The organism is Streptomyces sp. NPDC006309 (assembly GCF_040613095.1).
In the GTDB taxonomy this organism is placed as follows: domain Bacteria; phylum Actinomycetota; class Actinomycetes; order Streptomycetales; family Streptomycetaceae; genus Streptomyces.
The window spans coordinates 60,629-87,078 of record NZ_JBEXRO010000008.1; the positions used below are offsets into that span (position 1 = coordinate 60,629).

Below are 26,450 nucleotides of genomic sequence, written 5' to 3' on the forward strand. Positions count from 1 at the left end.
ACCGGCGCGGGCGACGTCTTCGCCGCCGCGTTCCTCCGGGCCGCGCGGGTCAGTGCCCGTGCACGCCGTTCGTCGCCTCGATCTTCTTCCACGACTTCGGCTGCGCCACCGCCGTACCCGTGCCCGTCCCCGCCAGCGCGCGGGCCGCGGGCCCGGCCGGCTTCGACGGCTGGAACAGCCAGGTGTCGAACAGCGCGGACAGGGGCTTGCCGGACACCTGCTCGGCGTACTTCTGGAAGTCGGCCACCGAGGCGTTGCCGTACGCGTGCGTCTTCGGCCAGCCCTTGAGGACCGCGAAGAACGCGTCGTCACCGATGGCTTTGCGCAGCTCCTGGATGGCCAGGGCGCCCCGGTCGTAGACGGCGGCGGAGAACTGCTCGTCCGGGCCCGGGTCGCCGGGCCGCACCGTCCAGAACGGGTCGTCGGCCGGGTGGGAGGCGTACACGTAGTCGGCGAGTTCCTGCGTGGTGCCCTCGCCCTGCGCGTCGGACCACAGCCACTGCGCGTACCGGGCGAAGCCCTCGTTGATCCAGATGTCCTTCCAGCCCTTCAGCGACACGTCGTCGCCGTACCACTGGTGGGCCAGCTCGTGCACGACCACCGAGGTGTTAGAGCCGTTCGCGAACTGCTTCGGGCTGTAGTAGATCCGGCTCTGCGTCTCCAGCGCGTACCCGGTGGTGGTGTTGGGCACGTAGCCGCCCGCCGAGCTGAAGGGATACGGCCCGAAGTAGCCGCTCAGCCAGTCGACGATCTCCCCGGTGCGCTCCACACTGGCCCGCGCGGCCCCGTCGTTGTCGCCGAGGTCCTTGCTGTAGGCGTTGACTACGGGCACCCCGCCGTCGGAGGTGCCGGTGGTGATGTCGAACCTGCCGAGCGCCAGGGTGGCCAGATAGGTCGCCTGCGGCTTGTCCTGCCGCCAGTTGTAGCGGGTCCAGCCCAGCTTGGAACCGGTCGACTGGAGCGTGCCGTTGGAGATGGCCTGGGTGCCGTCCGGCACGGCCACCGACACGTCGTAGGTGGCCTTGTCGCTCGGGTGGTCGTTGCTCGGGAACCACCACCAGGCGGCCTCGGGTTCGTCGGCGGCCACCGCGCCGTCCGGGGTGCGGTGCCAGGTGGTGAACCCGTAGGCGCTCTTCGTCGACGGCACCCCGCTGTAGCGGACGACGACCGTGACCGGTGTGCCCTTCGCCAGCGGGGTCCTCGGAGTGACGACCAGTTCGTGCTGGCCGGAGGCCGTGAAGGCCGCCCTGGTGCCGTTGACCCGCACCTCGCTGACGTCCAGCAGGAAGTCCAGGTCGAAGCTGGACAGGTCCTGGGTGGTCCTCGCCAGGATCGTCGCGGTGCCCTCCAGCTCGTCCGTCGCCGGCTGGTACCGGAGCCTCAGGTCGTAGTGGGAGACGTCGTAGCCGCCGTTGCCGTAGTCCGGGTAGTAGGGGTCGCCGATGCCCGGTGCGCCGGGGGAGTAGCTCGCGGCCGATGCCGGGATCGCCAGCAGGAGGGAGGCCGCCGCCAGGGCGCCCGGCGCGATGATTCTGCGGTGCACGTCAGCTCCAAGTCGTCGGGAATGCCAGTCGGTTCACAGAAGTCTGTCCGGAGCCTATTCAGTCCCTGTGGCCACTGACCTGTCCATGACCCCTGCTGTCACACGATCGCCATTCAGCCGTCACGGGCCCCGGAGAGCCCTCTTCTGTACGGCAGTTGGCGGCGGTACCGTCCGCGCATGCCGAAACGCACGCGCTCCACACTCCGGAGAACGCTCGTCATCGCCGCCGTCGCCGCCCTGACGGCCGTCTTCCTCACCCCGGCCGGTGCACAGGCCACGCCCCGGGAGAGCAGACCCGTCTACTCCTACGCCGACGCCATCCGCGAATCCGTCTGGGTGGACACCGGCCTCGACGAGGACCGCGACGGACGGACCGACCGCGTCGCCGCCGACATCGTCCGCCCCGCCGAACCCGCCAGGCAGGGCCGCAAGGTGCCGGTCATCATGGACGCGAGCCCGTACTACTCCTGCTGCGGACGCGGCAACGAGAGCCAGCGCAAGACGTACGACGCCCGGGGCCGCGTGGTACAGATGCCGCTGTTCTACGACAACTACTTCGTGCCCCGCGGCTACGCCTTCGTCGGCGTCGACCTCGCCGGCACCAACCGCTCCGACGGCTGCGTCGACGTCGGCGGGCGCTCCGACATCCGGTCCGCGAAGGCCGTCGTCGACTGGCTGAACGGGCGCGCCCGGGCATACACCAGCCGCACCGGCGGCACCCCGGTGCGGGCCGGCTGGACCAACGGCAGAACCGGCATGATCGGCAAGAGCTGGGACGGCACCATCGCCAACGGCGTCGCCGCCACGGGCGTCAAGGGCCTGAGGACCATCGTCCCGATCAGCGCCATCTCCTCCTGGTACGACTACTACTTCGCGCAGGGCGCCCCCCTCTACGACGGCGGCCCCGCCGAACTGGCCGGCTACGTCGAGAGCGACGGCGCGCGGGCCCACTGCGCCGCCGTCCAGCGAAGGCTCGCCGACGGCAGCCCGCGCAGCGGCGACCGGACCCCGCTGTGGAACGAACGCGACTACGTCAAGGACGCGGGCAAGGTGCGCGCCAGCGTGTTCCTCGTGCACGGCATGCAGGACCTCAACGTCCGCACCAAGCACCTCGGCCAGTGGTGGGACGCCCTCGCGAAGCACGGGGTCGAGCGGAAGATCTGGCTGTCGCAGACCGGTCACGTCGACCCGTTCGACTACCGGCGCGGCGCCTGGGTCGACACCCTGCACCGCTGGTTCGACCACGAACTCCTCGGCTACGACAACGGCATCGACCGAGAGCCCACGGCCGACATCGAACGCCACCCCGACCAGTGGGTCACCTCCGCGGCCTGGCCCCCGCGCACCACCCGCACCACCGTCCTGCACCCGGCCTCCGGCGCCCGGGCCGGCGTCGGCACGCTCGGGCTGCGCCCGGCCGCCGGCACCGAGACCTTCACCGACGACCCGCGGCTGAGCGAGACCGACTGGGCCGCGCACCTCACCACGCCCACCCCCGAGAAGGCCGGGTTCCTCACGGCACCGCTCACCCGCGGCCTGCGCCTGTCCGGCTCCTCCCGCGTGACGGTCACCGCCACCCCGACCACCACCTCCGCCCACCTGTCCGCCGTCCTGGTCGACCTCGGCCCGGACACCATCCGCGACTACGCCGACAGCGCCGAAGGCATCACCACCCTCACCGACCGCACCTGCTGGGGCGCGAGCACGGCCGGGGACAGCGCCTGCTTCAAGGAGACCGGCGCCAGGACGGCCGCCGTCGACTACACCGTGTTCAGCCGCGGCTGGGCCGACCTCGGCCATCACGCCTCCCTGGACAAGGGCGTGCCGCTCACCCCCGGCAAGCCGTACACGATGACCCTCGACCTCGCCGCCACCGACCACGTCGTCCCCGCCGGGCACCGGCTGGCGCTGATCGTCGCCGGCACGGACCGCGACCTCATCGACCCGCCCCCGGCGGCGGGGCCGACGCTCACGCTGGACCTGTCCGGTACGAGCGCGCGGCTCCCGCTGGCCGGCGGTGCGGCGGCGTTCGCCCGCGCCATGTCCGGCAGCGCCCCGGCTCTCGCGCCGGCGCCCCTGTCCGGCGTCCGCGCACCCCACGCCGTCCGGCACCTCCCGGCGGCCTGACACCGGCCCACCGACCACAGCCCCGGCCGCCTGCCGACACCGCGGGCGGCCGGAGCGCCCACCCGATACGGCCGGGACAGCCGCCCAGGTGGCCGGGTCCCGTGCACATGGCGGGGGTACGACCGACTCGCGCGGCCGGGTCCCGTTCACATGGCGGGGTACGACCGCACTCGCGCGGCCGCGAACGCCGGCCGCCGGGGTCGGGCCCGTTGACGCGGCCGGGAGCAGCCGCCGACGGGGCGGGGTCCCGTTCATGCGTGCTGGGACAGCCGCCCACGGGGCCGGGTCCCGTCCACATGGCCGGGTACGACCGACTCACGCGGCCGCGAATGCCGGCCGACGGGGTCGGGCCCGTTGACGCGGCCGGGAGCAGCCGCCGACGGGGCCGGGTCCCGTTCATGCGTGCGGGGACAGCCGCCCACGCGGCCGGGTCCCGTTCACAGGGCCGGGTACGACCGACTCGCGCGGCCGGGTACGACCGCACTCGCACGGACGGGAACAGCCGTCCACACGACCGGAGCCCGTTCACGCGGCCGGGACAGCCGCCCACGCGGCCGGTACTCCCGCGCTCGCACGGCCGTACCCGCTCGCCCACGCGGTCCGGGGCCCGCTCGGTCGGCCGGGAACATCCGCTCACCGCCGCCGGCCCCCCTAACACCGCTGTGACGCCCGCTCACGCCCCCGGGAACGCCAGTTCGGCCGCTTCCCGGGCGCAGCCCCAGGCCACGGTGATGCCGGCGCCGCCGTGGCCGTAGTTGTGCACCAGGGCGCGGCCGTCCGGCAGGGGCCGGCGTTCCAGCCGTACCGCGTCGCGGGCCGGGCGCAGTCCCACCCGGTGGGCGAGCACCCGGGCCCCGGCGATCTCCGGCCGTACCGCCGCGCAGCGGGCGACGATCGCCGCAGCGGTGTCCGGGTCCGGCTCCAGGGACCAGTCGTCCTCCTCCGCCGTACCGCCGAGGAGCAGCCCGCCCGGCTGCGGGATGAAGTAGGCGGAGGCGGCCGAGGAGTGGTCGACGGAGGTGAACCAGGTCGTGACGCCCGGGTTCTCCACCACCACCAGCTGCCCGCGCACAGGACGCACCGCGGGGTCCGGCACCAGCGAACGGGCGCCCAGACCGGCGCAGTTGACGACCACGGCGGCCGGCACCGCGGCCAGGTCGGTCACCGTCCGCTCCTCCACCGTCCCTCCCGCCTTCACCAGCCGCTCCCGCAGCCACGCCAGATGCACCGGCATGTCGATGACCGGCAGCCGCGCCGCCAGCCCGCCGGCCACCGCCCGCAGCCCCGGCACCCGGCCCGCCCACGCGCCCAGCTCGTCGAGCCGCGCTCCGTGGTGCACGCCCTCCACCAGGCGTACGCCCGTCTCCCCGGGCCGCGCGGCCAACTCCTCGTACACCGTCAGGGAGTGCAGCGCCCAGGCGCCGACCAGCGGCTCCGGTTCGATGCGGTACGGCCACCACAGGCCGCCCGCGACCGCGGAGGTCGTCCGCTCGGCCGGCTCCCGCGCCCACACCCGCACCGGCCGCCCCGACTCGGCCAGCAGCACGGCCGTCGTCAGCCCGGCGATCCCGCCTCCGACCACGATCACTTCGTCACTCGGCTCGCTGTCCACGGCAGGACGATAGGCCCCGCGCGTGTCCGGCGGCACCCCGCGGCCGAAGGCGGCCGAAGGGCCGGGCAGGCGTGCCCCGCGCGCCGGTGAGCGGCGGAAACGGGGCCGGGCCGGTCACGTACGGCCATTAGGATCGACGTCTGATGACTGCCACCCTCGTTGCCAAGAACCTCGCCGCCGGCCATGGCGACCGCTCCCTGTTCTCCGGGCTCGACCTGGTCGTCGCGCCCGGCGACGTCATCGGGCTGGTCGGAGCCAACGGCGCGGGCAAGTCGACCCTGCTGCGGATGCTCGCCGGCCTCGTCCCACCCGAGCAGGGCGAACTGCGGTTGTCCCCGCCGGCCGCGACCGTCGGCCACCTGCCGCAGGAGCCGGAGCGCAGGCCGGGAGAGAGTGTCCGGGACCTCCTGGCCCGCCGCACCGGCGTGGCCGAGGCCCAGCGGGTCATGGACGAGGCCACCCAGGCGCTGGTCGACGGTGCGCCCGGCGCCGACGACGCCTACGCGAACGCCCTCGAACGGTGGCTCGGTCTCGGCGGTGCCGACCTCGACGAACGCGCCGAGGAGGTCGCCGGCTCCCTCGGGCTGGCCGTGGACCTGGAGCAGCCGATGACCTCGCTCTCCGGTGGCCAGGCGGCCCGCGCCGGCCTTGCCTCCCTCCTGCTGTCGCGGTACGACGTCTTCCTCCTGGACGAGCCCACCAACGACCTCGACCTGGACGGCCTGGAGCGTCTGGAGCGGTTCGTCACCGGCCTGCGCGCGGGCACGGTCGTCGTCAGCCACGACCGCGAGTTCCTCACCCGCACGGTGACCAAGGTCCTCGAACTGGACCTGGCCCAGCAACAGATCAACCTCTACGGCGGCGGCTACGAGGCCTACCTGGAGGAGCGGGACGTGGCCCGCCGGCACGCCCGCGACGAGTACGACGAGTTCGCCGACAAGAAGGCCGGCCTCCAGGACCGCGCCCAGACGCAGCGGTCCTGGATGGACAAGGGCGTCAAGAACGCCCGGCGGAAGGCCGGCAACGACAACGACAAGATCGGCCGCAAGTTCCGCAGCGAGGCCAGCGAGAAGCAGGCCGCCAAGGCCCGCCAGACCCAGCGCATGATCGAGCGCCTGGAGGTGGTCGAGGAGCCGCGCAAGGAGTGGGACCTGCGCATGGAGATCGCGTCCGCGCCGCGTTCCGGCGCGGTCGTGGCGACGCTGCGGGACGCCGAGGTGCGCCGCGGCGGCTTCTCCTTCGGCCCGGTGTCCTTGCAGATCGACTGGGCCGACCGGGTCGCGGTGACGGGGGCCAACGGCGCGGGCAAGTCCACCCTGCTCGGTGCCCTGCTGGGCCGGGTCCCGCTCGACGCGGGGCACGCGGCCATGGGCTCCGGTGTCCTGGTCGGCGAGGTCGACCAGGCACGCAAGCTGTTCCACGGGCCCGAGTCCCTGCTCGACGCCTTCTGCGCGGCCGTGCCCGACACGGAACCGGCGGAGGTCCGCACGCTGCTCGCCAAGTTCGGCCTGAAGTCCGGCCACGTCCTGCGCCCGGCGGCGACCCTCTCCCCGGGCGAACGCACCCGCTCCGCCCTCGCCCTGCTCCAGGGCCGGGGCGTCAACCTCCTGGTCCTGGACGAGCCGACGAACCATCTGGACCTGCCGGCCATTGAGCAGCTGGAGTCGGCCCTCGACGCCTACGAGGGCACCTTGCTGCTGGTCACCCACGACCGGCGCATGCTGGACGCGGTCCGGGTGACCCGACGCCTCGAGGTGACGGCCGGCAAGGTGACCGAGCGCTGAACCACCCCTCCGGGGCGGCCGTCACTTCCAGCGGCCGGTGATCCACAGCGGGGTGTTGCCGCAGGGCGCGTCCGCAGGGCGCGTCCGCGGGGCCGGCTGCTCCGCGGGGCCGGAGCCGGGTGGCTCCGGCCCCGGCCGGTCAGCGCTTCTTCGGGTTCAGCAGGCCCGCGCGGCGCAGGGCGTCGGCCATGGCGCTGTTGGCCGGTGCGGGCGCCGGCGCCTGCCGGCCGCCCCGGTCACCGCTCCCGCGGTCCTGCCGCCGGCCCTGGTCGCCGCTCTGGCGCCGGCCCTGGCCGCCACCGCCCTGCCGCTGTCCCTGGCCGCCGCCGCTCTGCCGCTGCTGGGGCGGCCGGGTGCCGCCCCGCTGCGGCCTGCCGCCGTCCTCGCCCTGGGGTGCCGCCTCGTCGTCCAGGCGCAGGGTCAGCGCGATCCGCTTGCGCGGAATGTCGACGTCCAGGACCTTCACCCGGACGATGTCACCCGGCTTCGCGACATCGCGCGGATCCTTGACGAACGTCTTCGACATCGCCGACACGTGCACCAGACCGTCCTGGTGGACACCGACGTCCACGAACGCGCCGAACGCGGCCACGTTCGTCACCACGCCCTCCAGGATCATCCCGGCGGACAGGTCGGAGATCTTCTCCACGCCCTCCTTGAAGGTGGCCGTACGGAAGGCGGGACGCGGGTCGCGCCCGGGCTTCTCCAGCTCCTTGAGGATGTCGGTGACGGTCGGCAGACCGAACGTGTCGTCCACGAAGTCGGCGGGCCGCAGCGAGCGCAGGGCGCCCGTGTTGCCGACGAGGGAGGCCACCTCCTGACCCGTGGTCTTCACCATGCGGCGCACCACCGGGTACGCCTCCGGGTGCACGCTGGAGGCGTCCAGCGGGTCGGCGCCGCCCCGGATGCGCAGGAAGCCCGCGCACTGCTCGTACGCCTTCGGGCCGAGCCGGGGCACCTTCCGCAGCTCCGAGCGGGAGACGAAGGGACCGTTCTGGTCCCGGTGCGCGACGATGTTCTCGGCGAGCCCGGCGGAGATGCCCGAGACGCGTGACAGCAGCGGCACCGACGCGGTGTTGACGTCCACGCCGACGCCGTTCACACAGTCCTCGACGACCGCGTCCAGGGAGCGGGACAGCTTCACCTCGGACAGGTCGTGCTGGTACTGGCCGACACCGATCGACCTGGGGTCGATCTTCACCAGTTCGGCCAGCGGGTCCTGGAGGCGCCGGGCGATGGAGACCGCGCCGCGCAGCGACACGTCCATGCCGGGCAGCTCCTGGGAGGCGTACTGCGAGGCGGAGTACACGGACGCGCCCGCCTCGGACACCACCACCTTGGTGAGCTTCAGCTCGGGGTGCCGGGCGATGAGTTCGCCGGCGAGCCGGTCGGTCTCGCGGGAGGCCGTGCCGTTGCCGATCGCGATCAGCTCGACCGCGTGCTCCCGGGCCAGTTCCGCCAGCCGGGCGATGGCCTCGTCCCACTTGTTGGCCGGCACGTGCGGGTGGATCACGTCCGTGGCGACGGCCTTGCCGGTGGCGTCGACGACGGCGACCTTCACACCGGTGCGGAAACCGGGGTCCAGGCCGAGCGTCGCGCGGGTGCCGGCCGGCGCGGCCAGCAGCAGGTCGCGGAGGTTCGCGGCGAACACGTTCACCGCCTCGTCCTCGGCCGCCGTACGCAGCCGCAGGCGCAGGTCGATGCCGAGGTGGACCAGCAGGCGGGTGCGCCAGGCCCAGCGGACCGTGTCGTTGAGCCACTTGTCACCCGGGCGGCCGCGGTTCACGATGCCGAACCTCGCGGCCACGACGCCCTCGTACGAGGACGGGCCCTCCGTGGGCTCCTCCGGCTCCAGGACGAGGTCCAGGACCTCCTCCTTCTCGCCGCGCAGCATCGCCAGGACGCGGTGCGAGGGCAGCGCGGTGAACGGCTCGGCGAAGTCGAAGTAGTCGGCGAACTTGGCGCCCGCCTCCTCCTTGCCCTCCCGCACCTTCGCGACCAGCCGCCCGCGCACCCACATGCGTTCGCGCAGCTCACCGATCAGATCGGCGTCCTCGGAGAACCGCTCGGTGAGGATCGCCCGCGCGCCCTCCAGCGCGGCCTGCGCGTCGGCGACGCCCTTGTCCGCGTCGACGAACGCCGCCGCGGCGGCCGCCGGATCGACGGTGGGATCGCCCAGCAGCCCGTCCGCCAGCGGCTCCAGGCCCGCCTCCCGCGCGATCTGCGCCTTGGTGCGCCGCTTGGGCTTGTAGGGCAGGTAGACGTCCTCCAGGCGCGCCTTGGTCTCGGCGCCGCGGATACGGGCCTCCAGCTCCTCGGTCAGCTTGCCCTGCTCCCGCACCGACTCCAGGATCGCGGTCCGCCGCTCCTCCAGGTCCCGCAGATACCGCAGCCGCTCCTCGAGCGTGCGCAGCTGCGCGTCGTCGAGCATCTCGGTCGCTTCCTTGCGGTAGCGGGCGATGAAGGGCACCGTGGATCCGCCGTCGAGCAGTTCCACCGCGGCCTTCACCTGCCGCTCCCGTACGCCGAGTTCCTCGGCGATCCTGCCTTCGATGGACCCTGCTGCCAGGGAACCGGGTGTCGTCACGAGCCCGTACCGCCTTCTCCACTGAGGTTGCGCGGCAATTGTGGCAGGTGACACCGACAACCGGGGATCAGGGCGCCGCGCGGCGGGGCGCCGGGCCCCGACCGTGGGCGCCCGGCCCCACGGGGCTCCGTCTCACCCTGACGCGGCCACGTTCCAGGTGAAGCGCGGCTGCCTGCGCTCCAGGAACGCGGCGACGCCCTCCGCGGTGTCGCCGCTGCCCTGTGCCTGCCCGGCCCAGTGGGCGTCCCGGTCCGTGCGGCCGTTCGCGAACTCCTTGGCGGCGGCCTGGGTGAGCTGCGAGCGGGACACCAGGACCCGGGTCAACGCGGCGACCCGGCCGTCCAGTGCGCCGTCCGGCAGTACCTCGTCCACGAGGCCGGTCCGCAGGGCCCGCCCGGTGTCGATCAACTCGGCCGTGAACAGCAGATACTTGGCCGTGGCGGGGCCGACCAGGGACACCAGCCGGCGTGTCGAGGAGGCCGGATAGACGATGCCGAGCCTCGCCGGGGTCACCCCGAACAGCGCGCCCTCCTCCGCCAGCCGCAGGTCACAGGCCACCGCGAGCTGCGCACCGCCGCCCACACAGTGCCCGCGCACGGCGGCGACGGTCGGCTTCGGGAACGCCGCCAGGGCCTCCTCGGCCGCCACCGCGAGGCCCTGCGCCCGGTCCGGTGCCCCTCGCAGCGAGGAGATGTCGGCGCCCGCGCAGAAGGTGCCGCCCTCGCCGGTCAGCACCAGCGCCCGCACGCCCGGGTCGCGGCCCAGCGCGTCCAGCAGCGGCGGCAGGTCCCGCCACATCCGCGCCGTCATGGCGTTGCGCTTGGCGGGATGACGGATCACCACGGTGGCGACGGAGTCGGTGACCTGGTGGGACAGCTGGGGCTCCATGCGGCGGATCGTAACCGAAGGCGCCGTATCGTCGGACTAGTTCGCGAACCGGCGCCCGGGCGACAGAAGCGGTCCCGTCATCGCCCCTGGCATACCCACTCGGTCAGAAACCGTTCGATACCCGCTGACTTGCGTTCAGGCAGCCGGATCGGAGCGGATTGTTACCAACACTTGACGCGTGGTGACAATCGAGTGCGAGGGCGGCGACCTGACGATGGACAACCACGGGCGCGGGGACGGCCGGCGCCCAGCGGGGGGCGGCGACCGGCCGCCCGATCCGCTGCCGTACGAAGGCGTCTGGCGGTTCACCGCGGCCGCGGTGGACGCCTCGGTCCCGCAGGCCCGGCACGCGGTACGGGACCTGCTGCTGCGCCAGGGTGTGCCGGTCCCCGACGACCTGGTGCACGGGCTGCTGCTGATCGTCTCCGAGCTGGTCACCAACGCGGTCCGGCACGCGGCGCTGCTGTCGCCGGTGCTGGCCGTCGAGGTCGCCGTCGGAGCCGAGTGGGTACGGGTGTCCGTCGAGGACAACCACCCCTACCGGCCGACCGCACTGGAGGCCGACCACGGCCGGACCGGCGGCCGGGGCCTGCTCCTGGTCCGTGAGGTGGCCCGGGAGGCGGGCGGGGTGGTCGACGTCGAGCACACCGCGAGCGGCGGCAAGGTGATCTGGGCCGCCCTGCCGCTCAAGCCCGACTTCTCCTGAGGACCCCTACCAGCCCGCGGACGGGCCCGTCAGCTCCCTGATCGCCGGGCGCGCCGCGTCCAGCACGGTCATGAACCAGGCCGAGAACGGCTCCCGGGCGTGCCGCTCCGCCAGCTCGGCCGCCGTCACGAAGGCCGTCGAGGCGACCTCCTGCGGGTCCGGCCCGAGCGTGGCCTGCACCAGGCCGACGAACAGGTGGTTGTACTCCTGCTCCACGAGGCCCGAGGCGGGGTCCGGGTGGTTGTACCGGACGGTGCCGGCCTCCGCGAGCAGCGACGGCGACACACCCAGCTCCTCGTACGTGCGCCGGGAGGCCGCCGCGAACGGCGCCTCGCCGGGGTAGGGGTGGCCGCAGCAGGTGTTGGACCACACACCGGGGGAGTGGTACTTGCCGAGCGCCCGCTGCTGCAACAGCAGCCGGCCCCGCTCGTCGAAGAGGAACACCGAGAACGCCCGGTGCAGTTGTCCCGGCGGCTGATGGGCGGCGAGCTTCTCCGCCGTACCGGTCGTCACGCCCTTCTCGTCGACCAGTTCCAGCAGAATCGCCTCTTCGGTGCCCTCCGACGAGCTGTGCGTCGCGGTGGCAGGTGTGATCGGCATACCCATCCTTCGCCTCGGTCTTCGCACCCCAAGTCTGCCGTACGAATCCGGCACTCCCGGCACTTCCCGGCGCGGGAGCCGTCCGCGCGCGGTGCGGCAGGCGACGCCGGACCTGGTGGATCAGCGTGCCCGCCGGCCGCCCCGGGAACCACCCGCGAGACCTCGAACGAACGTTCGGACGGTCAGCCGCACAGCCGCGCTTCGTGCTCCGCGTGCCCGCCCGGCTCCAGCTGGAAGGTGCAGTGCTCCACGTCGAAGTGGTCGCCCAGGCAGCCCTGGAGTTCGTGCAGCATCTTCTCGTTGCCGATCGCGTTCAGCACCTCCGAGGTGACCACCACGTGCGCCGACAGCACCGGCATGCCCGAGGTGATCGTCCAGGCGTGCAGGTCGTGGACGTCCTCGACGCCGTCCAGCGCCAGGATGTGCGCCCGGACCTCCGCCATGTCGACGTCCTTCGGTGCCGCCTCCAGCAGGACGTCCAGCGTCTCGCGCAGCAGCCTGACGGTCCGCGGCACGATCATCAGGCCGATCACCAGCGAGGCGACCGGGTCGGCGGGCTGCCACCCGGTGGTGAGGATCACGGCCGCCGAGATCAGCACCGCCACCGAGCCGAGGGCGTCCGCGGCCACCTCCAGGAAGGCGCCGCGCACGTTCAGGCTCTCCTTCTGCCCGCGCATCAGCAGCACCAGCGAGACGGAGTTCGCGACCAGGCCGACCAGACCGAACACGATCATCAGCCCGGCCCGGGTGCCGGCGGGCTCGACGAACCGCTGCACCGCCTCGTACACGACGTATCCGCCGACCCCGAGCAGCAGCAGGCAGTTGGCCAGCGCGGCGAGGATCTCCGCGCGGGCCAGGCCGAAGGTGCGGTTGGTGCTCGGCGGGCGGCCCGCGAAGTGGACGGCGAGCAGGGCCATGCCGAGGCCCACGGCGTCGGTCGCCATGTGCGCGGCGTCCGCGATCAGCGCGAGCGAGTCCGCGAGCAGGCCGCCGGCGATCTCGACCAGCATGACGGTGAGCGTGATGCCCAGCGCGATCCGCAGCCGGCCCCGGTACGCGGCCGTGGCCGTACCCGTGGCCGGCACGTGGGAGTGCGCGTGCCCGTGGTCGTGCCCTGCCCCCATGACTACCGCCTTCCGAGCGCCTGAGTGCCTGCCGGGAGGCCAGTGAACTACGGGGCGGGGGTATCGGGCAACGCGGCACTGAACACCGTTGTCATATGCCCTGACCTGCGCAAACGTTTCGCAGGTCAGAGCGCTGCGGCCCCCGCCGCCCGCGTGCCGTGCCGGTTCACCCCCCGTGGTGCAGCCGCCAGCCCAGCCAGGCCGACTCGGTCATCTCCCGCACCCCCCGCCGGGCCCGCCAGCCCAGTGCCTCGGCGGCCCGTTCCGCCGAGGCCACCGCGCGGGGCGCGTCACCGGGACGGCGGCCCTCCACCACGGGTGCCCTGCGGTCCCCGGTGACCTCCCCGATGACCGTGATCAGCTCGCGCACCGAGACGCCCTCGCCCCGGCCGATGTTCAGCGTCAGGTCACCGGTGACGTCCCCGCCGGCGAGCCGCCGCGCCGCCGCGAGATGGGCCTCCGCGAGATCGGCGACATGGATGTAGTCCCGCACGCAGGTGCCGTCCGGCGTCGGATAGTCGTCGCCGAAGATCCGCGGGGCCTCGTCCCGGGTGAGCCGGTCGAAGACCATCGGCACGATGTTGAACACCCCCGTGTCCGCGAGTTCCGGCGCCGCCGCACCCGCCACGTTGAAGTAGCGCAGGCACACCGTGGAGATGCCGTGCGCCCGCCCCGCCGCCCGCACCAGCCACTCCCCGGCCAGCTTGGTCTCGCCGTACGGGTTGACCGGGGCGCACGGGGTGTCCTCGGTGATCAGGTCGACGTCCGGGTTGCCGTACACCGCCGCCGACGAGGAGAACACCAGCCGGCCGACGCCCGCCTCGGCGACCGCGTCGAGCAGCGTGGCCAGAGCGCCCACGTTCTCCCGGTAGTAGCGGGTGGGCTGCGCCACCGACTCCGCGACCTGCTTGCGCGCCGCGAGGTGGACGACGCCCGTCACGCCGTACTCGGTGAGGACCCGCTTCAGCAGCGCCCCGTCCAGCGTCGAGCCCCGGACGAGGGGGACCTCGGCCGGGAGCCGCGCGGGCACGGCGGCCGACAGGTCGTCCAGCGCCACGACGCTCTCCCCGGCGCCGGCCATGGCCCGAGCCACGTGCGCCCCGATGTATCCGGCTCCGCCGGTGATCAGCCACGTCATGGTCGCCCACCCTATGCCGGGCCGACCGGTGTCCCGGATGCCCGGGTCTGCGCCCGCGGGTTTGTGGGCCGGGGTCCGGATCCCCGATGATGATCGCGGCAAAGGCCGGGGCAGCCCCCGTGGGCCGGGCCGTGAACGGCCGGTGAACACGGGCTCCGGCCCATCCGATAGCCTCTGCCGACATGCCGCCCGGGTGTCGCAGGCAGGGCGCCCCACCACGCAGAAGACCGGCGCCCGCGCGTCGGCACCCAGGGAGTGAGTTCGGTTGTCGACCGCCATCGTCACCGGTCAGCCGGTGCCCGGATCGTCACTCGAGAACGATCTGCGCTCCCTCGGCTTCGACGTGTGCGTGGCCCCCGACGCCGCCGGGGCGGAGGCCCTGCTGGCCGCCGTGCCCGCCGGCCGGCGCGTGGCCCTGGTCGACTCCCGTTTCGTCGGCCACCCGCACGCCCTGCGCCTCGGCCTGACCGACCCGCGCTTCCCGCTCGCCGCCGTCCCCGGCGCCGTCACCGCCCAGCCGGCCGCCCGGCAGGCGCTGGCCCGGGCCGTGGCCCGCGAGACCTCCGCGGGCACCGGCACGGCCGGCGAGCCCGCGGCGCTCGCACCGGGCGGCGCCCCCGCCCTCGCTCCGGACAGCCTCGCCGACCACGTGGTCACCGCCCTCGACGCCGAGGGCAACGCCGTGCACCGGCCCGAGCTGGGCAGCCTGGTCGCCACCGTGCCCGCCGACCCGCAGGCCCGCAACGAGGCCCGGCAGGCCGTCGCCGCCGTGGACGACGAGGCCGTACGCCTGAAGTCGGCCGTGAAGGCCCGCGACGGCTTCTTCACCACGTTCTTCATCAGCCCCTACTCGCGCTACCTCGCCCGCTGGTGCGCCCGCCGCGGCCTGACCCCCAACCAGGTCACCACCGCCTCGCTCCTCACGGCGCTCATCGCGGCCGGCTGCGCGGCGACCGGCACCCGCGGCGGGTTCGTCGCGGCCGGCGTGCTGCTCATCGCGTCCTTCGTGCTCGACTGCACCGACGGCCAGCTCGCCCGCTACGCCCTGAAGTACTCCACGCTCGGCGCCTGGCTCGACGCCACCTTCGACCGGGCCAAGGAGTACGCCTACTACGCCGGCCTCGCGCTCGGCGCGGCCCGCGGCGGCGACGACGTCTGGGCCCTCGCCCTCGGCGCGATGATCCTCCAGACCTGCCGGCACGTGGTCGACTTCTCCTTCAACGAGGCCAACCACGACGCCGCCGCCAACACCAGCCCCACCGCCGCCCTCTCCGACAAGCTCGACAGTGTCGGCTGGACGGTCTGGCTGCGCCGCATGATCGTGCTGCCGATCGGCGAGCGCTGGGCGATGATCGCCGTCCTCACGGCCGTGACGACGCCGCGGATCACCTTCTACGTCCTGCTCGCCGGCTGCGCCTTCGCGGCCACGTACACCACGGCCGGCCGCGTGCTGCGCTCGGTGACCCGGCGGGCCCGGCGCACCGACCGGGCGGCGCGGGCGCTCGCCGACCTCGCCGACTCCGGCCCGCTCGCCGAGGCGCTCGGGCGCGTGGCCGGACGGGGCCTGCCCGGTCTCGCCGTGCCCGCCGCCGCCCTGCTCGGCGGTGCCGCGGTCGTCGCCTGCTCGGCGCTGACCGGCTTCGGCGGGCTCCTGCCGGTCGCCGGCGCCCTCGTGTACGTCCTCACCTCCGCCCTCGCCGTCGCCCGCCCCCTCAAGGGAGCCCTCGACTGGCTGGTGCCGCCCTTCTTCCGGGCCGCCGAGTACGGCACCGTGCTCGCCCTGGCCGGCAGAGCGGGGGTGAACGGGGCGCTTCCCGCGGCTTTCGGCCTGGTGGCCGCCGTCGCCTACCATCACTACGACACGGTGTACCGCATCCGCGGCGACGCCGGAGCGCCCCCGGCCTGGCTGGTGCGTGCCGTCGGGGGGCAGGAAGGGCGGACGCTGCTCGTCACCGTCCTGGCCGCGGTGCTCACCGCCGCGCAGTTCAAGGCCGCGCTCACGGTCCTCGCCGTGGCCGTCGCCCTGCTGGTGCTCGTCGAGAGCATCCGCTTCTGGGTGTCCGCCCACAAGGGCGGCGCGCCCGCCGTACACGATGAAGGAGAACCCGCATGATCGGCCTCGTGCTGGCGGCCGGCGCCGGACGGCGTCTGCGCCCCTACACCGACAGCCTTCCCAAGGCTCTGGTGCCGGTGGGCCCCGCGGGCATAGAGGGCGAACCGACGGTCCTGGACCTGACCCTCGGCAACTTCGCCGAGATCGGCCTCACCGAGGTCGCGGTCATCGTCGGCTACCGCAAGGAGGCCGTGTACGAGCGCAAGGCGGCCCTGGAGCGGAAGTACGGCCTGAAGCTCACGCTCATCGACAACGACAAGGCCGAGGAGTGGAACAACGCCTACTCCCTGTGGTGCGGCCGTGACGCCCTGAAGGACGGCGTCATCCTCGCCAACGGCGACACCGTGCACCCGGTCTCCGTCGAGAAGACGCTGCTTGCCGCCCGCGGCGAGGGCAGGCGGATCATCCTCGCGCTGGACACGGTGAAGTCCCTCGCCGACGAGGAGATGAAGGTCGTCGTCGACCCGGCCAAGGGTGTCCGGAAGATCACCAAGCTGATGGACCCGGCCGAGGCGACCGGCGAGTACATCGGCGTCACGCTGATCGAGGGCGACGCCGCCCCCGAGCTGGCGGACGCGCTGAAGACGGTCTGGGAGACCGACCCGCAGCAGTTCTACGAGCACGGGTACCAGGAGCTGGTGAACCGCGGCTTCAGGATCGACGTCGCGCCGATCGGCGAGGTCCCGTGGGTGGAGATCGACAACCACGACGACCTCGCCCGGGGACGGGAGATCGCGTGCCAGTACTGACCCGGCTCATTCCCTCGCCGGTCGTCGTGGACATCCGCCCGGGTGCCCTCGACGATCTGGCCTGTGTCCTCGCCGACGAGCGCATCTCGCAGTCGGGCCGGCTCGCCATCGCCGTCAGCGGCGGATCGGGCGCCCGGCTGCGCGACCGGATCGCCCCCTCGCTGCCCGGCGCCACCTGGTACGAGGTCGACGGCGGGACCATTGACGACGCGGTCCGGCTGGCGGGCGACATAAAGGCCGGCCACTACGACGCGGTCGTCGGCCTGGGCGGCGGCAAGATCATCGACTGCGCCAAGTTCGCGGCGGCCCGCGTCGGCCTGCCGCTGGTGGCCGTCGCCACCAACCTCGCGCACGACGGCCTGTGCTCGCCGGTCGCCACCCTCGACAACGACGCGGGCCGCGGCTCGTACGGCGTGCCGAATCCGATCGCGGTCGTCATCGACCTGAACGTGATCCGTGAGGCGCCCGTCCGGTTCGTGCGCTCCGGCATCGGCGACGTCATCTCCAACATCTCCGCGGTCGCGGACTGGGAGCTGTCCCACCGCGTCAACGGCGAGAAGATCGACGGCCTGGCCGCCGCCATGGCCCGCCAGGCCGGCGAGGCGGTGCTCAGGCACCCGGGCGGGGTCGGCGACGACGGCTTCCTCCAGGTACTGGCCGAGGCGCTGGTCCTCACCGGCATCGCCATGTCGGTGTCGGGCGACTCCCGCCCGTCCTCCGGCGCCTGCCACGAGATCAACCACGCCTTCGACCTGCTCTATCCCAAGCGGGCGGCCGCCCACGGCGAGCAGTGCGGCCTCGGCGCCGCCTTCGCGATGTACCTGCGCGGCGCGCACGAGGAGTCGGCGTACATGGCCGGGGTGCTGCGCCGGCACGGGCTGCCGGTGCTGCCGGAGGAGATCGGCTTCACGGTGGACGAGTTCGTCCGCGTGGTGGAGTTCGCCCCGGAGACCAGGCCCGGCCGCTACACGATCATCGAACACCTCGACCTCAAGACGAACCAGATCAAGGACATCTACGCCGACTATGTCAAGGCCATCGGTAGCTGAACTCCGTCCGGTCGTCCACCCCGCGGGGGTGAAGGACCGGCGCAGCGGTGAGCACTGGGCGGGACGCCTCTACATGCGTGAGGTGTCCCTGCGCGTCGACCGCTACCTGGTGAACACCAGGGTCACGCCCAACCAGCTCACGTACCTGATGACCGTCTGCGGCGTGCTCGCGGCCCCGGCCCTGCTGGTGCCGGGGATCGCGGGCGCCGTCCTCGGGATCGTCGCCACCCAGCTGTACCTCCTGCTGGACTGCGTCGACGGCGAGATCGCCCGCTGGAAGAAGCAGTACTCGCTCGGCGGGGTCTACCTGGACCGCGTGGGCGCCTACCTCACCGACGCGGCCGTGCTGGTCGGCCTCGGCCTGCGCGCCGCCGACCTGTGGGGCAGCGGCCGCATCGACTGGCTGTGGGCCTTCCTCGGCACCCTCGCCGCGCTCGGCGCCATCCTGATCAAGGCCGAGACCGACCTGGTCGGCGTCGCCCGCCACCAGGCCGGGATGCCGCCGGTGAAGGACGCGGCGGGCGTCGCCGAGCCGCGTTCCGCGGGCATGGCGCTGGCCCGCCGCGCCGCCTCGGCGCTGAGGTTCCACCGGCTCATCCTCGGCATCGAGGCATCGCTGCTCATCCTGGTCCTCGCGATCGTGGACCAGGTCCGCGGCGACCTGTTCTTCACCCGGCTCGGCACCGCCGTCCTCGCCGGCATCGCCCTGCTCCAGACGCTGCTGCACCTGGTGTCCGTCCTCGCCTCCAGCAGGCTGCGGTGAGTGCCGTGAAGGTCGGCGCCGTCATCATCACCATGGGCAACCGGCCCGAGGAGCTGCGGGCCCTGCTCGACTCCGTCGCCAAGCAGGACGGCGACCCCGTCGAGGTCGTCGTCGTCGGCAACGGCTCGCCGGTCCCGGACGTGCCGGCCGGCGTGCGCACCATCGAGCTGCCCGAGAACCTGGGCATCCCCGGCGGACGCAACGTCGGCATCGAGGCCTTCGGTCCCAGCGGCCGCGACGCCGACATCCTGCTCTTCCTCGACGACGACGGCCTGCTCGCCCGGCACGACACCGCCGAGCTGTGCCGGGAGGCCTTCGCCGCCGACCCGGAGCTCGGCATCATCAGCTTCCGCATCGCCGACCCCGGCACCGGCGAGACCCAGCGCCGGCACGTGCCCCGGCTGCGCGCCGCCGACCCGATGCGCTCCTCCCGGGTGACCACCTTCCTCGGCGGCGCCAACGCCGTACGCACCCGCGTCCTCGCCGAGGTCGGCGGGCTGCCGGACGAGTTCTTCTACGCCCACGAGGAAACCGACCTGGCCTGGCGGGCCCTCGACGCGGGCTGGATGATCGACTACCGGTCCGACATGGTGCTGTACCACCCGACCACCGCGCCCTCGCGGCACGCGGTCTACCACCGCATGGTCGCCCGTAACCGGGTCTGGCTGGCCCGCCGCAACCTGCCCGCGCTCCTGGTCCCCGTCTACCTCGGGGTCTGGCTGCTGCTCACCCTCCTGCGCCGCCCCTCGCGGCCGGCCCTGAAGGCCTGGTTCGGCGGGTTCCGGGAAGGCTGGACCACACCGTGCGGTCCGCGCCGCCCGATGCGCTGGCGTACGGTGTGGCGCCTCACCCGACTGGGCCGTCCCCCGGTCATCTGACAAGCTCGTCCGTGAGGGCCCGTGCGTCCGCGGACGCGCGCACCGGACGACGAACGCGAACCCGAAGACGAAAGTTTCCCCCTGTGAGTGAGACCACGCACGACGGCACGGTCGCGGTGACCGCGGCCCCGTCGCCCGACGAGGGACTGACGGCGGACCGGCTGGCCGCCAAGTACGGGCTGACCGTGAGCGGTGCCCGGCCCTCGCTCGTGGAGTACGTCCGTCAGCTGTGGGGGCGCCGCCACTTCATCCTCGCCTTCTCCCAGGCGAAGCTGACGGCCCAGTACAGCCAGGCCAAGCTGGGCCAGCTGTGGCAGGTGGCCACGCCACTGCTGAACGCGGCCGTGTACTTCTTCATCTTCGGTGTGATCCTGCACGCCAGCCGCGGCATGTCCCGGGACGTCTACATCCCGTTCCTGGTGACCGGCGTGTTCGTGTTCACCTTCACGCAGAACTCGGTGATGTCCGGCGTCCGCGCGATCTCCGGGAACCTCGGCCTGGTGCGGGCCCTGCACTTCCCGCGCGCCTCGCTGCCGGTCTCCTTCTCGCTCCAGCAGCTCCAGCAGCTGCTGTTCTCGATGATCGTGCTGTTCGTCGTGGCGATCGGCTTCGGCAGCTACCCGAGCGTGTCCTGGCTGCTGATCGTGCCCGTGCTGGTGTTCCAGTTCCTGTTCAACACCGGACTGGCGATGATCGTGGCCCGCATGGGCGCCAAGACGCCGGACCTCGCGCAGCTCATGCCGTTCCTGCTGCGCACCTGGATGTACACCTCCGGCGTCATGTTCTCGATCAACAAGATGCTGGAGGGGCGCCCGGAGTGGATCGTCCGGCTGCTCCAGGTCAACCCGGCCGCGATCTACATGGACCTGATGCGGTTCGCGCTGATCGACGGCTACGGTGCCTCGAACCTGCCCCCGCACGTGTGGGTCATCGCCCTGTTCTGGGCCGTGGCGGTCTTCGCCGGCGGCTTCGTGTACTTCTGGAAGGCTGAGGAGCGGTACGGCCGTGGCTGAACACGACAACGGCGAGCGTCGCCCGACGGTCATCGCCGACGAGCTGCACATCGTCTACCGCGTCAACGGAGCCAGGACCGGCAAGGGCAGCGCGACGGCGGCTCTGAGCCGCATCCTGAGGCGCGGCTCCGACGACGCGGCGCGAGGAGTGCGCAAGGTGCACGCCGTGCGGGGGGTGTCCTTCGTCGCCTACCGGGGCGAGGCCATCGGCCTGATCGGCTCCAACGGCTCCGGCAAGTCCACCCTGCTGCGTGCCATCGCCGGCCTGCTGCCCGCCGAGAAGGGCAAGGTCTACACCGACGGCCAGCCCTCCCTGCTCGGCGTCAACGCGGCGCTGATGAACGACCTCACCGGCGAGCGCAACGTCATCCTCGGCGGCCTCGCCATGGGTATGTCCCGGGAGCAGGTCAAGGAGCGCTACCAGGACATCGTCGACTTCTCGGGCATCAACGAGAAGGGCGACTTCATCACCCTGCCGATGCGGACGTACTCCTCCGGCATGGCCGCCCGGCTGCGGTTCTCCATCGCCGCCGCCAAGGACCACGACGTGCTCATGATCGACGAGGCGCTGGCCACCGGCGACCGCAAGTTCCAGAAGCGCTCGGAGGAGCGCATCCGGGAACTGCGCAAGGAGGCCGGAACGGTGTTCCTGGTCAGTCACAACAACAAGTCGATCCGTGACACCTGCAACCGCGTGCTGTGGCTGGAGCGCGGTGAGCTGCGCATGGACGGGCCCACCGAAGAGGTCCTGAAGGAGTACGAGAAGTTCACGGGCAAGTGACCCGCTTCGGCCAGGGCCCCGCCGGTATGCGTCCGGCGGGGCCCTGCGTCCGCAAAGGAAGCGTCAACTCCGGCCGGTGGCAGGAATCTTGGAGCCAATCGGTGTGTTGTTGTGATGCGCGGGACACCCCGGCGGTCCGTGCTGCGTTGTACAACGTAAGCTGTACCGGCGCCGGAACCCGGCAAGTGGGGCGATAACGCGCGACACCCCCCGTCAGGGCGCCGTGCGCGCGGCCGGGCGGCGTGTCCGAAATAGTGTGTATTAGGTCGGCAGTGTAGAACGGGAGATGTGACGGCAATGGCTACGGAGACTCCCCTGCTCGACGCAGCATGTGCCGTCCCCGCCCCGGGCAGCGTGCGATGACGGCCACCGAACCGGCGCCGGACCTGGAACGCGCCACCCTGGACAAGGCCGCGGGCGAGAACTTCCCCGTGGCCCCCTTCTTCCTGCCCCGGGCGTGGCGCGACGACCTCATGGCCGTCTACGGTTTCGCCCGTCTGGTGGACGACATCGGCGACGGCGACCTCGCACCCGGCGGTGGCGACGCCCGTCTGCTCGGCGTGTCACCGGACGAGGCCGAGGACCGGCTGGTCCTCCTCGACGCCTTCGAGACCGACCTGCGCCGGGTCTTCGACGGCACCCCGCGCCATCCGCTGCTGCGCCGCCTGACGCCCACCGTCCGCCGCCACGCCCTCACGCCCGAGCCGTTCCTCGGCCTGATCGCCGCCAACCGCCAGGACCAGCTCGTCACCCGCTACGAGACCTACGACGACCTTCTCGCCTACTGCGAACTGTCCGCCAACCCCGTCGGCCGCATCGTGCTCGCCGTCACCGGCACCTCGACCCCCGAGCGCGTCCGGCTCTCCGACGCGATCTGCACCGCCCTCCAGATCGTGGAGCACCTCCAGGACGTCGCCGAGGACCTCGGCCGTGACCGGATCTACCTGCCCGCGCAGGACATGAAGCGCTTCCACGTCCGGGAATCGGACCTCGCCGCGAGAACCGCGGGCGCGTCGGTGCGCGCCCTGGTTGCATACGAGGCACAACGCGCCCGCGATCTGCTGAATGAAGGCGCCCCCCTGGTGGGTAGCGTCCACGGCAGGCTGAAACTGCTGCTCGCGGGGTTCGTGGCGGGAGGGAGGGCGGCGATCCGGGCGATCACCGCCGCCGAATTCGACGTACTTCCCGGCCCGCCCAAGCCCGGCACGCTCCAGTTGCTGCGTGAGGTGGGCGTGATCCTGCGAGGAGAGGGGTGATCCGGACCGTGGATTCTCCGCCGCACGTGTCCGCACCGGTACTCGCCGCCTACAGCTACTGCGAGGCCGTCACCGGGCAGCAGGCCCGGAACTTCGCCTACGGCATCCGGCTGCTGCCGACGGCCAAGCGCCGCGCCATGTCGGCGCTGTACGCGTTCTCCCGGCGCGTGGACGACATCGGCGACGGCGACCTGGCCGACGAGGTCAAACTGGCCCGCCTGGAGGACACCCGGACGCTGCTCGCCCGGGTCAGGGACGGCAAGGTCGAGGAGGACGACACCGACCCGGTGGCCGTCGCCCTCACCCACGCGGCACAGGCCTTCCCGATCCCGCTCGGCGGCCTGGACGAGCTGATCGACGGCGTCCAGATGGACGCCCGCGGCCAGACCTACGAGACCTGGGACGACCTGAAGGTCTACTGCCGGTGTGTCGCCGGTGCCATCGGCCGCCTCTCGCTCGGCGTGTTCGGCACCGAACCGGGGGCGCGGGGCGCCGAGCGCGCACCCGAGTACGCCGACACCCTGGGTCTCGCGCTCCAGCTCACCAACATCCTCAGGGACGTCCGCGAGGACGCCGAGGACGGCCGTACCTATCTGCCCGCCGACGACCTCGCCAAGTTCGGCTGCTCGGCCGGGTTCCACGGGCCGACACCACCGGACGGCTCCGACTTCGCGGGCCTCGTCCACTTCGAGGTGCGCCGCGCCCGCGCCCTGTTCGCCGAGGGCTACCGGCTGCTGCCCATGCTCGACCGGCGCAGCGGCGCCTGTGTGGCCGCGATGGCCGGTATCTACCGCCGGCTGCTCGACCGCATCGAGCGCGACCCGGAGGCCGTGCTGCGCGGCCGGGTCTCGCTGCCCGGGCACGAGAAGGCCTACGTCGCCGTGCGCGGCCTGTCCGGGCTCGACACCCGGCACGTGACCCGCCATGTCTCCCGGCGCTCCCTCAGGAGGCGCGCCTGATGGACGTCCCGGGACCGGACGGCAGAGGGCGGGCAACCCTCCGCCGCGGCGTGGCGTCCCTCACTGCGACGGCCGGGCGTGCACCGTTCGACCAGCACGCCCGCCCCGCACGGAAGGACGCACGATGAGCGACGGCTCACGCCCCGCACCGGCGCACGCCGCCGGCCCGCAGCCGGCTGGCCGCAGCGCCGTCGTGGTCGGCGGCGGACTCGCCGGCATCACCGCGGCGCTCGCCCTCGCCGACGCCGGTGTCCGCGTCACCCTGCTCGAGGGCAGGCCCCGGCTGGGCGGCCTCGCCTTCTCCTTCCGGCGCGGCGAGCTGACCGTCGACAACGGTCAGCACGTGTACCTGCGCTGCTGCACCGCCTACCGCTGGTTCCTCGACCGGATCGAGGGCGCGGCGCTGGCACCGCTCCAGGACCGCCTGGACGTGCCCGTCGTCGATGTCGCCAAGCCCGCGGGCAGGCGGCTCGGCCGGCTGCGGCGCGACCCGTTGCCCGTCCCCCTCCACCTGGGGCGCAGCCTGGCCGCCTATCCACACCTCTCGCTCGCCGAGCGCGCGGCCGTCGGGCGCGCCGCGCTCGCGCTGAAGGGACTGGACCTCGCCGATCCGGCCCTGGACACACAGGACTTCGGCAGCTGGCTGGCCGCGCACGGCCAGTCGGCGCGCGCCATCGAGGCCCTGTGGGACCTGGTCGGGGTCGCCACCCTCAACGCGGTCGCCGGCGACGCCTCGCTGGGACTCGCCGCGATGGTGTTCAAGACCGGTCTGCTGTCCGACCCGGGCGCGGCCGACATCGGCTGGGCCCGCGTCCCGCTGGGCGAACTGCACGACCGGCTGGCCCGCAGGGCGCTCGACTCCGCGGGCGTGCGTACCGAGGTCCGTGCACGCGTCACCTCCCTCTCTCTCGACGCGAACGGGTCCTGGAGCGTTCAGGTTCCCGGCGAGACGCTGGAGACCGACGCCGTCGTCCTCGCCGTACCCCAGCGCGAGGCCCACGAACTGCTGCCGTCCGGTGCCCTCGACGCGCCGCGGCGGCTGCTGGAGATCGGCACCGCGCCGATCCTCAACGTCCACGTCGTCTACGACCGCCGGGTCCTGGCGACACCCTTCTTCGCCGCGCTCGGCACCCCGGTGCAGTGGGTCTTCGACCGCACCGACGCCTCGGGACTGCGCACCGGCCAGTACCTCGCCCTGTCCCAGTCGGCCGCGCAGGACGAGATCGACACCCCGGTCGCCGAACTCCGTGAGCGCTACCTGCCCGAGCTGGCCCGGCTGATCCCGGGTACGCGTACGGCCGTCGTGGAGGACTTCTTCGTGACCCGGGAGCGCGCGGCCACGTTCGCCCCCGCCCCCGGCGTCGGGCGGCTGCGGCCCGGCGCCCGCACCAAGGCCCCCGGCCTGTACCTGGCCGGAGCGTGGACCGCCACCGGGTGGCCCGCGACCATGGAGGGTGCGGTCCGCAGTGGAGTGAGCGCGGCCGACGCCGCGCTCGGCGCCCTGGGCCGGCCCCGCCCCCGTCGCCTCTTCGCATTCGAGGAGGCGGCCTGATGCCCGATCAGCAGGCGGCCGGCCCCCGCACCCCCGGTACCGCGACAAGAGGAGAGACTGTGCCCACTGTGCCCCCGGCCCCGACGCCCGCTCCACGGGCCGCGGTGGACGTGACCGCGCTGCTGGAGCGCGGCCGCACCCTGGCCACACCGGTCCTGCGTGCGGCCGTCGACCGCCTGGCGCCTCCCATGGACACCGTCGCCGCCTACCACTTCGGCTGGATCGACGCCGCCGGCAACCCCGCCGACGGCGACGGCGGCAAGGCCGTCCGTCCCGCGCTCGCCGTTCTCTCCGCCGAGGTCACCGGCGCCGCACCGGAGGCGGGCATCCCGGGCGCGGTCGCCGTCGAACTCGTGCACAACTTCTCCCTGCTGCACGACGACCTGATGGACGGCGACGAGCAGCGCCGGCACCGGGACACCGTCTGGAAGGTGCACGGCCCCGCCCAGGCCATCCTGGTCGGCGACGCCCTGTTCGCCCTCGCCAACGAGGTCCTGCTGGAACTCGGCACCGTCGAGGCCGGCCGCGCCACCCGCCGGCTGACCACCGCCACCCGTGCCCTGATCGACGGTCAGGCCCAGGACATCTCCTACGAGCACCGCGACCGCGTCAGCGTCGAGGAGTGCCTGGAGATGGAGGGCAACAAGACCGGCGCGCTGCTCGCCTGCGCCTCCTCCATCGGCGCGGTCCTCGGCGGCGCCGACGACGCCACCGCCGACGCGCTGGAGCGCTACGGATACCACCTCGGCCTCGCCTTCCAGGCCGTCGACGACCTCCTCGGCATCTGGGGCGACCCGGAGGCCACCGGCAAGCAGACGTGGAGCGACCTGCGTCAGCGCAAGAAGTCCCTGCCGGTGGTGGCCGCGCTCGCGGCCGGCGGCCCCGCCTCGGAGCAGCTGGGCGAGATGCTCGCCGCCGACGCCAAGAGCAGCGACTTCGAGAACTTCTCCGAGGAGGAGTTCGCGGCCCGCGCGGCCCTCATCGAGGAGGCCGGCGGCCGCGAATGGACGGCGCGGGAGGCGCGCCGTCAGCACACCATCGCCGTCGAGGCCCTCGACGCCGTCGACATGCCCGGCCGGGTGCGGGACTCCTTCACGGCCCTGGCCGACTTCGTCGTCGTACGGAAGAGATGACCGTCATCGGCTCGACCAGCCTCGCGTAGTCGCCGGCCGGTGACCAGTGTCCGCACACCGGCCGACGGCGTTCCCACAGCAGCACGACTTCGCAC

At 73.0% G+C, this 26,450-nt stretch carries 22 protein-coding genes; 15 read left to right on the plus strand and 7 right to left on the minus strand.

What is annotated here, in order from left to right; all coding sequences use genetic code 11:
* Window positions 1-49 precede the first annotated feature (49 nt).
* Complete coding sequence (locus ABZ117_RS13600; protein ID WP_356820334.1) at window positions 50-1,543, minus strand: M1 family metallopeptidase; 1,494 nt, start codon at window positions 1,541-1,543, stop codon at window positions 50-52.
* Window positions 1,544-1,720: 177 nt separating this feature from the next.
* Here ABZ117_RS13600 and ABZ117_RS13605 point away from each other — a divergent pair, with 177 nt between their 5' ends.
* Entirely contained in the window at window positions 1,721-3,670 is a 1,950-nt protein-coding gene (locus ABZ117_RS13605) for a Xaa-Pro dipeptidyl-peptidase (protein ID WP_356820336.1), read from the plus strand.
* Between the two features lie 673 nt (window positions 3,671-4,343).
* Here ABZ117_RS13605 and ABZ117_RS13610 read toward each other — a convergent pair.
* Window positions 4,344-5,282, minus strand: coding sequence for an FAD-dependent oxidoreductase (locus ABZ117_RS13610; RefSeq protein WP_356820338.1), 939 nt, complete (start codon window positions 5,280-5,282; stop codon window positions 4,344-4,346).
* A 143-nt stretch (window positions 5,283-5,425) separates the two neighbouring features.
* On the opposite strand from ABZ117_RS13610, the gene ABZ117_RS13615 reads away from it, so the two are divergent.
* Window positions 5,426-7,066: an ABC-F family ATP-binding cassette domain-containing protein gene (locus tag ABZ117_RS13615; RefSeq protein ID WP_356820340.1), complete on the plus strand. Its 1,641-nt coding sequence runs from the start codon at window positions 5,426-5,428 to the stop codon at window positions 7,064-7,066.
* A gap of 139 nt (window positions 7,067-7,205) precedes the next feature.
* Here the strand turns inward: ABZ117_RS13615 and ABZ117_RS13620 are convergent, their stop codons facing one another.
* Both ABZ117_RS13620 and ABZ117_RS13625 read right to left on the minus strand, forming a co-directional pair.
* On the minus strand, window positions 7,206-9,653 hold the full coding sequence (locus tag ABZ117_RS13620; protein WP_356820341.1) for a Tex family protein: 2,448 nt from the start codon (window positions 9,651-9,653) through the stop codon (window positions 7,206-7,208).
* Window positions 9,654-9,785: 132 nt separating this feature from the next.
* Window positions 9,786-10,541, minus strand: coding sequence for an enoyl-CoA hydratase/isomerase family protein (locus ABZ117_RS13625; protein WP_356820343.1), 756 nt, complete (start codon window positions 10,539-10,541; stop codon window positions 9,786-9,788).
* A 214-nt stretch (window positions 10,542-10,755) separates the two neighbouring features.
* Here ABZ117_RS13625 and ABZ117_RS13630 point away from each other — a divergent pair, with 214 nt between their 5' ends.
* Complete coding sequence (locus ABZ117_RS13630) at window positions 10,756-11,247, plus strand: ATP-binding protein (RefSeq protein ID WP_356820593.1); 492 nt, start codon at window positions 10,756-10,758, stop codon at window positions 11,245-11,247.
* 6 nt (window positions 11,248-11,253) lie between these two features.
* Here the strand turns inward: ABZ117_RS13630 and idi are convergent, their stop codons facing one another.
* From idi to galE, 3 genes are all read right to left on the minus strand, one after another.
* Window positions 11,254-11,847 (minus strand): isopentenyl-diphosphate Delta-isomerase, encoded by a 594-nt coding sequence (idi, locus tag ABZ117_RS13635; RefSeq protein WP_356820345.1) that lies wholly within the window; start codon window positions 11,845-11,847, stop codon window positions 11,254-11,256.
* A gap of 182 nt (window positions 11,848-12,029) precedes the next feature.
* Entirely contained in the window at window positions 12,030-12,971 is a 942-nt protein-coding gene (locus ABZ117_RS13640; RefSeq protein ID WP_356820347.1) for a cation diffusion facilitator family transporter, read from the minus strand.
* A 166-nt stretch (window positions 12,972-13,137) separates the two neighbouring features.
* Window positions 13,138-14,109, minus strand: coding sequence for a UDP-glucose 4-epimerase GalE (gene galE / locus ABZ117_RS13645; protein ID WP_356820348.1), 972 nt, complete (start codon window positions 14,107-14,109; stop codon window positions 13,138-13,140).
* A 265-nt stretch (window positions 14,110-14,374) separates the two neighbouring features.
* On the opposite strand from galE, the gene ABZ117_RS13650 reads away from it, so the two are divergent.
* The 12 genes from ABZ117_RS13650 (at window position 14,375) to ABZ117_RS13705 (ending at window position 26,355) form a co-directional block, all read left to right on the plus strand.
* The gene (locus ABZ117_RS13650; protein WP_356820350.1) at window positions 14,375-16,222 is read left to right on the plus strand and encodes a DUF5941 domain-containing protein; all 1,848 of its coding nucleotides are present in this window, start codon (window positions 14,375-14,377) and stop codon (window positions 16,220-16,222) included.
* Window positions 16,219-16,971 (plus strand): phosphocholine cytidylyltransferase family protein, encoded by a 753-nt coding sequence (locus tag ABZ117_RS13655; RefSeq protein WP_356820352.1) that lies wholly within the window; start codon window positions 16,219-16,221, stop codon window positions 16,969-16,971. Before ABZ117_RS13650 ends, ABZ117_RS13655 begins: the two co-directional genes overlap by 4 nt.
* Window positions 16,959-18,020: an iron-containing alcohol dehydrogenase family protein gene (locus ABZ117_RS13660; RefSeq protein WP_356820353.1), complete on the plus strand. Its 1,062-nt coding sequence runs from the start codon at window positions 16,959-16,961 to the stop codon at window positions 18,018-18,020. The genes ABZ117_RS13655 and ABZ117_RS13660 overlap by 13 nt, the downstream gene beginning before the upstream one ends.
* Window positions 17,998-18,783, plus strand: coding sequence for a CDP-alcohol phosphatidyltransferase family protein (locus ABZ117_RS13665; protein WP_356820355.1), 786 nt, complete (start codon window positions 17,998-18,000; stop codon window positions 18,781-18,783). Before ABZ117_RS13660 ends, ABZ117_RS13665 begins: the two co-directional genes overlap by 23 nt.
* Before the next feature lie 5 nt (window positions 18,784-18,788).
* The gene (locus ABZ117_RS13670; protein WP_356820595.1) at window positions 18,789-19,661 is read left to right on the plus strand and encodes a glycosyltransferase; all 873 of its coding nucleotides are present in this window, start codon (window positions 18,789-18,791) and stop codon (window positions 19,659-19,661) included.
* Between the two features lie 83 nt (window positions 19,662-19,744).
* Window positions 19,745-20,674 carry an ABC transporter permease gene (locus ABZ117_RS13675; protein WP_356820357.1) on the plus strand — a complete coding sequence of 310 codons (930 nt, stop codon included), beginning with the start codon at window positions 19,745-19,747 and terminating at the stop codon, window positions 20,672-20,674.
* Window positions 20,667-21,455 carry an ABC transporter ATP-binding protein gene (locus tag ABZ117_RS13680; RefSeq protein ID WP_356820359.1) on the plus strand — a complete coding sequence of 263 codons (789 nt, stop codon included), beginning with the start codon at window positions 20,667-20,669 and terminating at the stop codon, window positions 21,453-21,455. Before ABZ117_RS13675 ends, ABZ117_RS13680 begins: the two co-directional genes overlap by 8 nt.
* Window positions 21,456-21,814: 359 nt before the next feature.
* Window positions 21,815-22,711, plus strand: a complete 897-nt coding sequence (hpnC, locus tag ABZ117_RS13685; RefSeq protein ID WP_356820361.1) for a squalene synthase HpnC — start codon at window positions 21,815-21,817, stop codon at window positions 22,709-22,711.
* Window positions 22,708-23,670: a presqualene diphosphate synthase HpnD gene (gene hpnD / locus ABZ117_RS13690; protein WP_356820362.1), complete on the plus strand. Its 963-nt coding sequence runs from the start codon at window positions 22,708-22,710 to the stop codon at window positions 23,668-23,670. The genes hpnC and hpnD overlap by 4 nt, the downstream gene beginning before the upstream one ends.
* Window positions 23,670-23,798, plus strand: coding sequence for a DUF6380 family protein (locus ABZ117_RS13695; protein WP_356820364.1), 129 nt, complete (start codon window positions 23,670-23,672; stop codon window positions 23,796-23,798). The genes hpnD and ABZ117_RS13695 overlap by 1 nt, the downstream gene beginning before the upstream one ends.
* Window positions 23,795-25,222 carry a hydroxysqualene dehydroxylase HpnE gene (gene hpnE / locus ABZ117_RS13700; RefSeq protein WP_356820366.1) on the plus strand — a complete coding sequence of 476 codons (1,428 nt, stop codon included), beginning with the start codon at window positions 23,795-23,797 and terminating at the stop codon, window positions 25,220-25,222. The genes ABZ117_RS13695 and hpnE overlap by 4 nt, the downstream gene beginning before the upstream one ends.
* Window positions 25,222-26,355 (plus strand): polyprenyl synthetase family protein, encoded by a 1,134-nt coding sequence (locus tag ABZ117_RS13705; RefSeq protein ID WP_356820367.1) that lies wholly within the window; start codon window positions 25,222-25,224, stop codon window positions 26,353-26,355. Before hpnE ends, ABZ117_RS13705 begins: the two co-directional genes overlap by 1 nt.
* The last annotated feature ends 95 nt before the right edge of the window (window positions 26,356-26,450 follow it).

Bases quoted from the DNA above. Each gene is read 5' to 3' on its own strand.
- ABZ117_RS13605 (WP_356820336.1), top strand. From the start codon at position 1,721: ATGCCGAAACGCACGCGCTCCACACTCCGGAGAACGCTCGTCATCGCC.
- ABZ117_RS13615 (WP_356820340.1), top strand. From the start codon at position 5,426: ATGACTGCCACCCTCGTTGCCAAGAACCTCGCCGCCGGCCATGGCGAC.
- ABZ117_RS13625 (WP_356820343.1), bottom strand. From the start codon at position 10,541: ATGGAGCCCCAGCTGTCCCACCAGGTCACCGACTCCGTCGCCACCGTG.
- ABZ117_RS13630 (WP_356820593.1), top strand. From the start codon at position 10,756: ATGGACAACCACGGGCGCGGGGACGGCCGGCGCCCAGCGGGGGGCGGC.
- idi (WP_356820345.1), bottom strand. From the start codon at position 11,847: ATGCCGATCACACCTGCCACCGCGACGCACAGCTCGTCGGAGGGCACC.
- ABZ117_RS13640 (WP_356820347.1), bottom strand. From the start codon at position 12,971: ATGGGGGCAGGGCACGACCACGGGCACGCGCACTCCCACGTGCCGGCC.
- galE (WP_356820348.1), bottom strand. From the start codon at position 14,109: ATGACGTGGCTGATCACCGGCGGAGCCGGATACATCGGGGCGCACGTG.
- ABZ117_RS13655 (WP_356820352.1), top strand. From the start codon at position 16,219: ATGATCGGCCTCGTGCTGGCGGCCGGCGCCGGACGGCGTCTGCGCCCC.
- ABZ117_RS13665 (WP_356820355.1), top strand. From the start codon at position 17,998: ATGTCAAGGCCATCGGTAGCTGAACTCCGTCCGGTCGTCCACCCCGCG.
- hpnC (WP_356820361.1), top strand. From the start codon at position 21,815: ATGACGGCCACCGAACCGGCGCCGGACCTGGAACGCGCCACCCTGGAC.
- ABZ117_RS13695 (WP_356820364.1), top strand. From the start codon at position 23,670: ATGGACGTCCCGGGACCGGACGGCAGAGGGCGGGCAACCCTCCGCCGC.
- hpnE (WP_356820366.1), top strand. From the start codon at position 23,795: ATGAGCGACGGCTCACGCCCCGCACCGGCGCACGCCGCCGGCCCGCAG.
- ABZ117_RS13705 (WP_356820367.1), top strand. From the start codon at position 25,222: ATGCCCGATCAGCAGGCGGCCGGCCCCCGCACCCCCGGTACCGCGACA.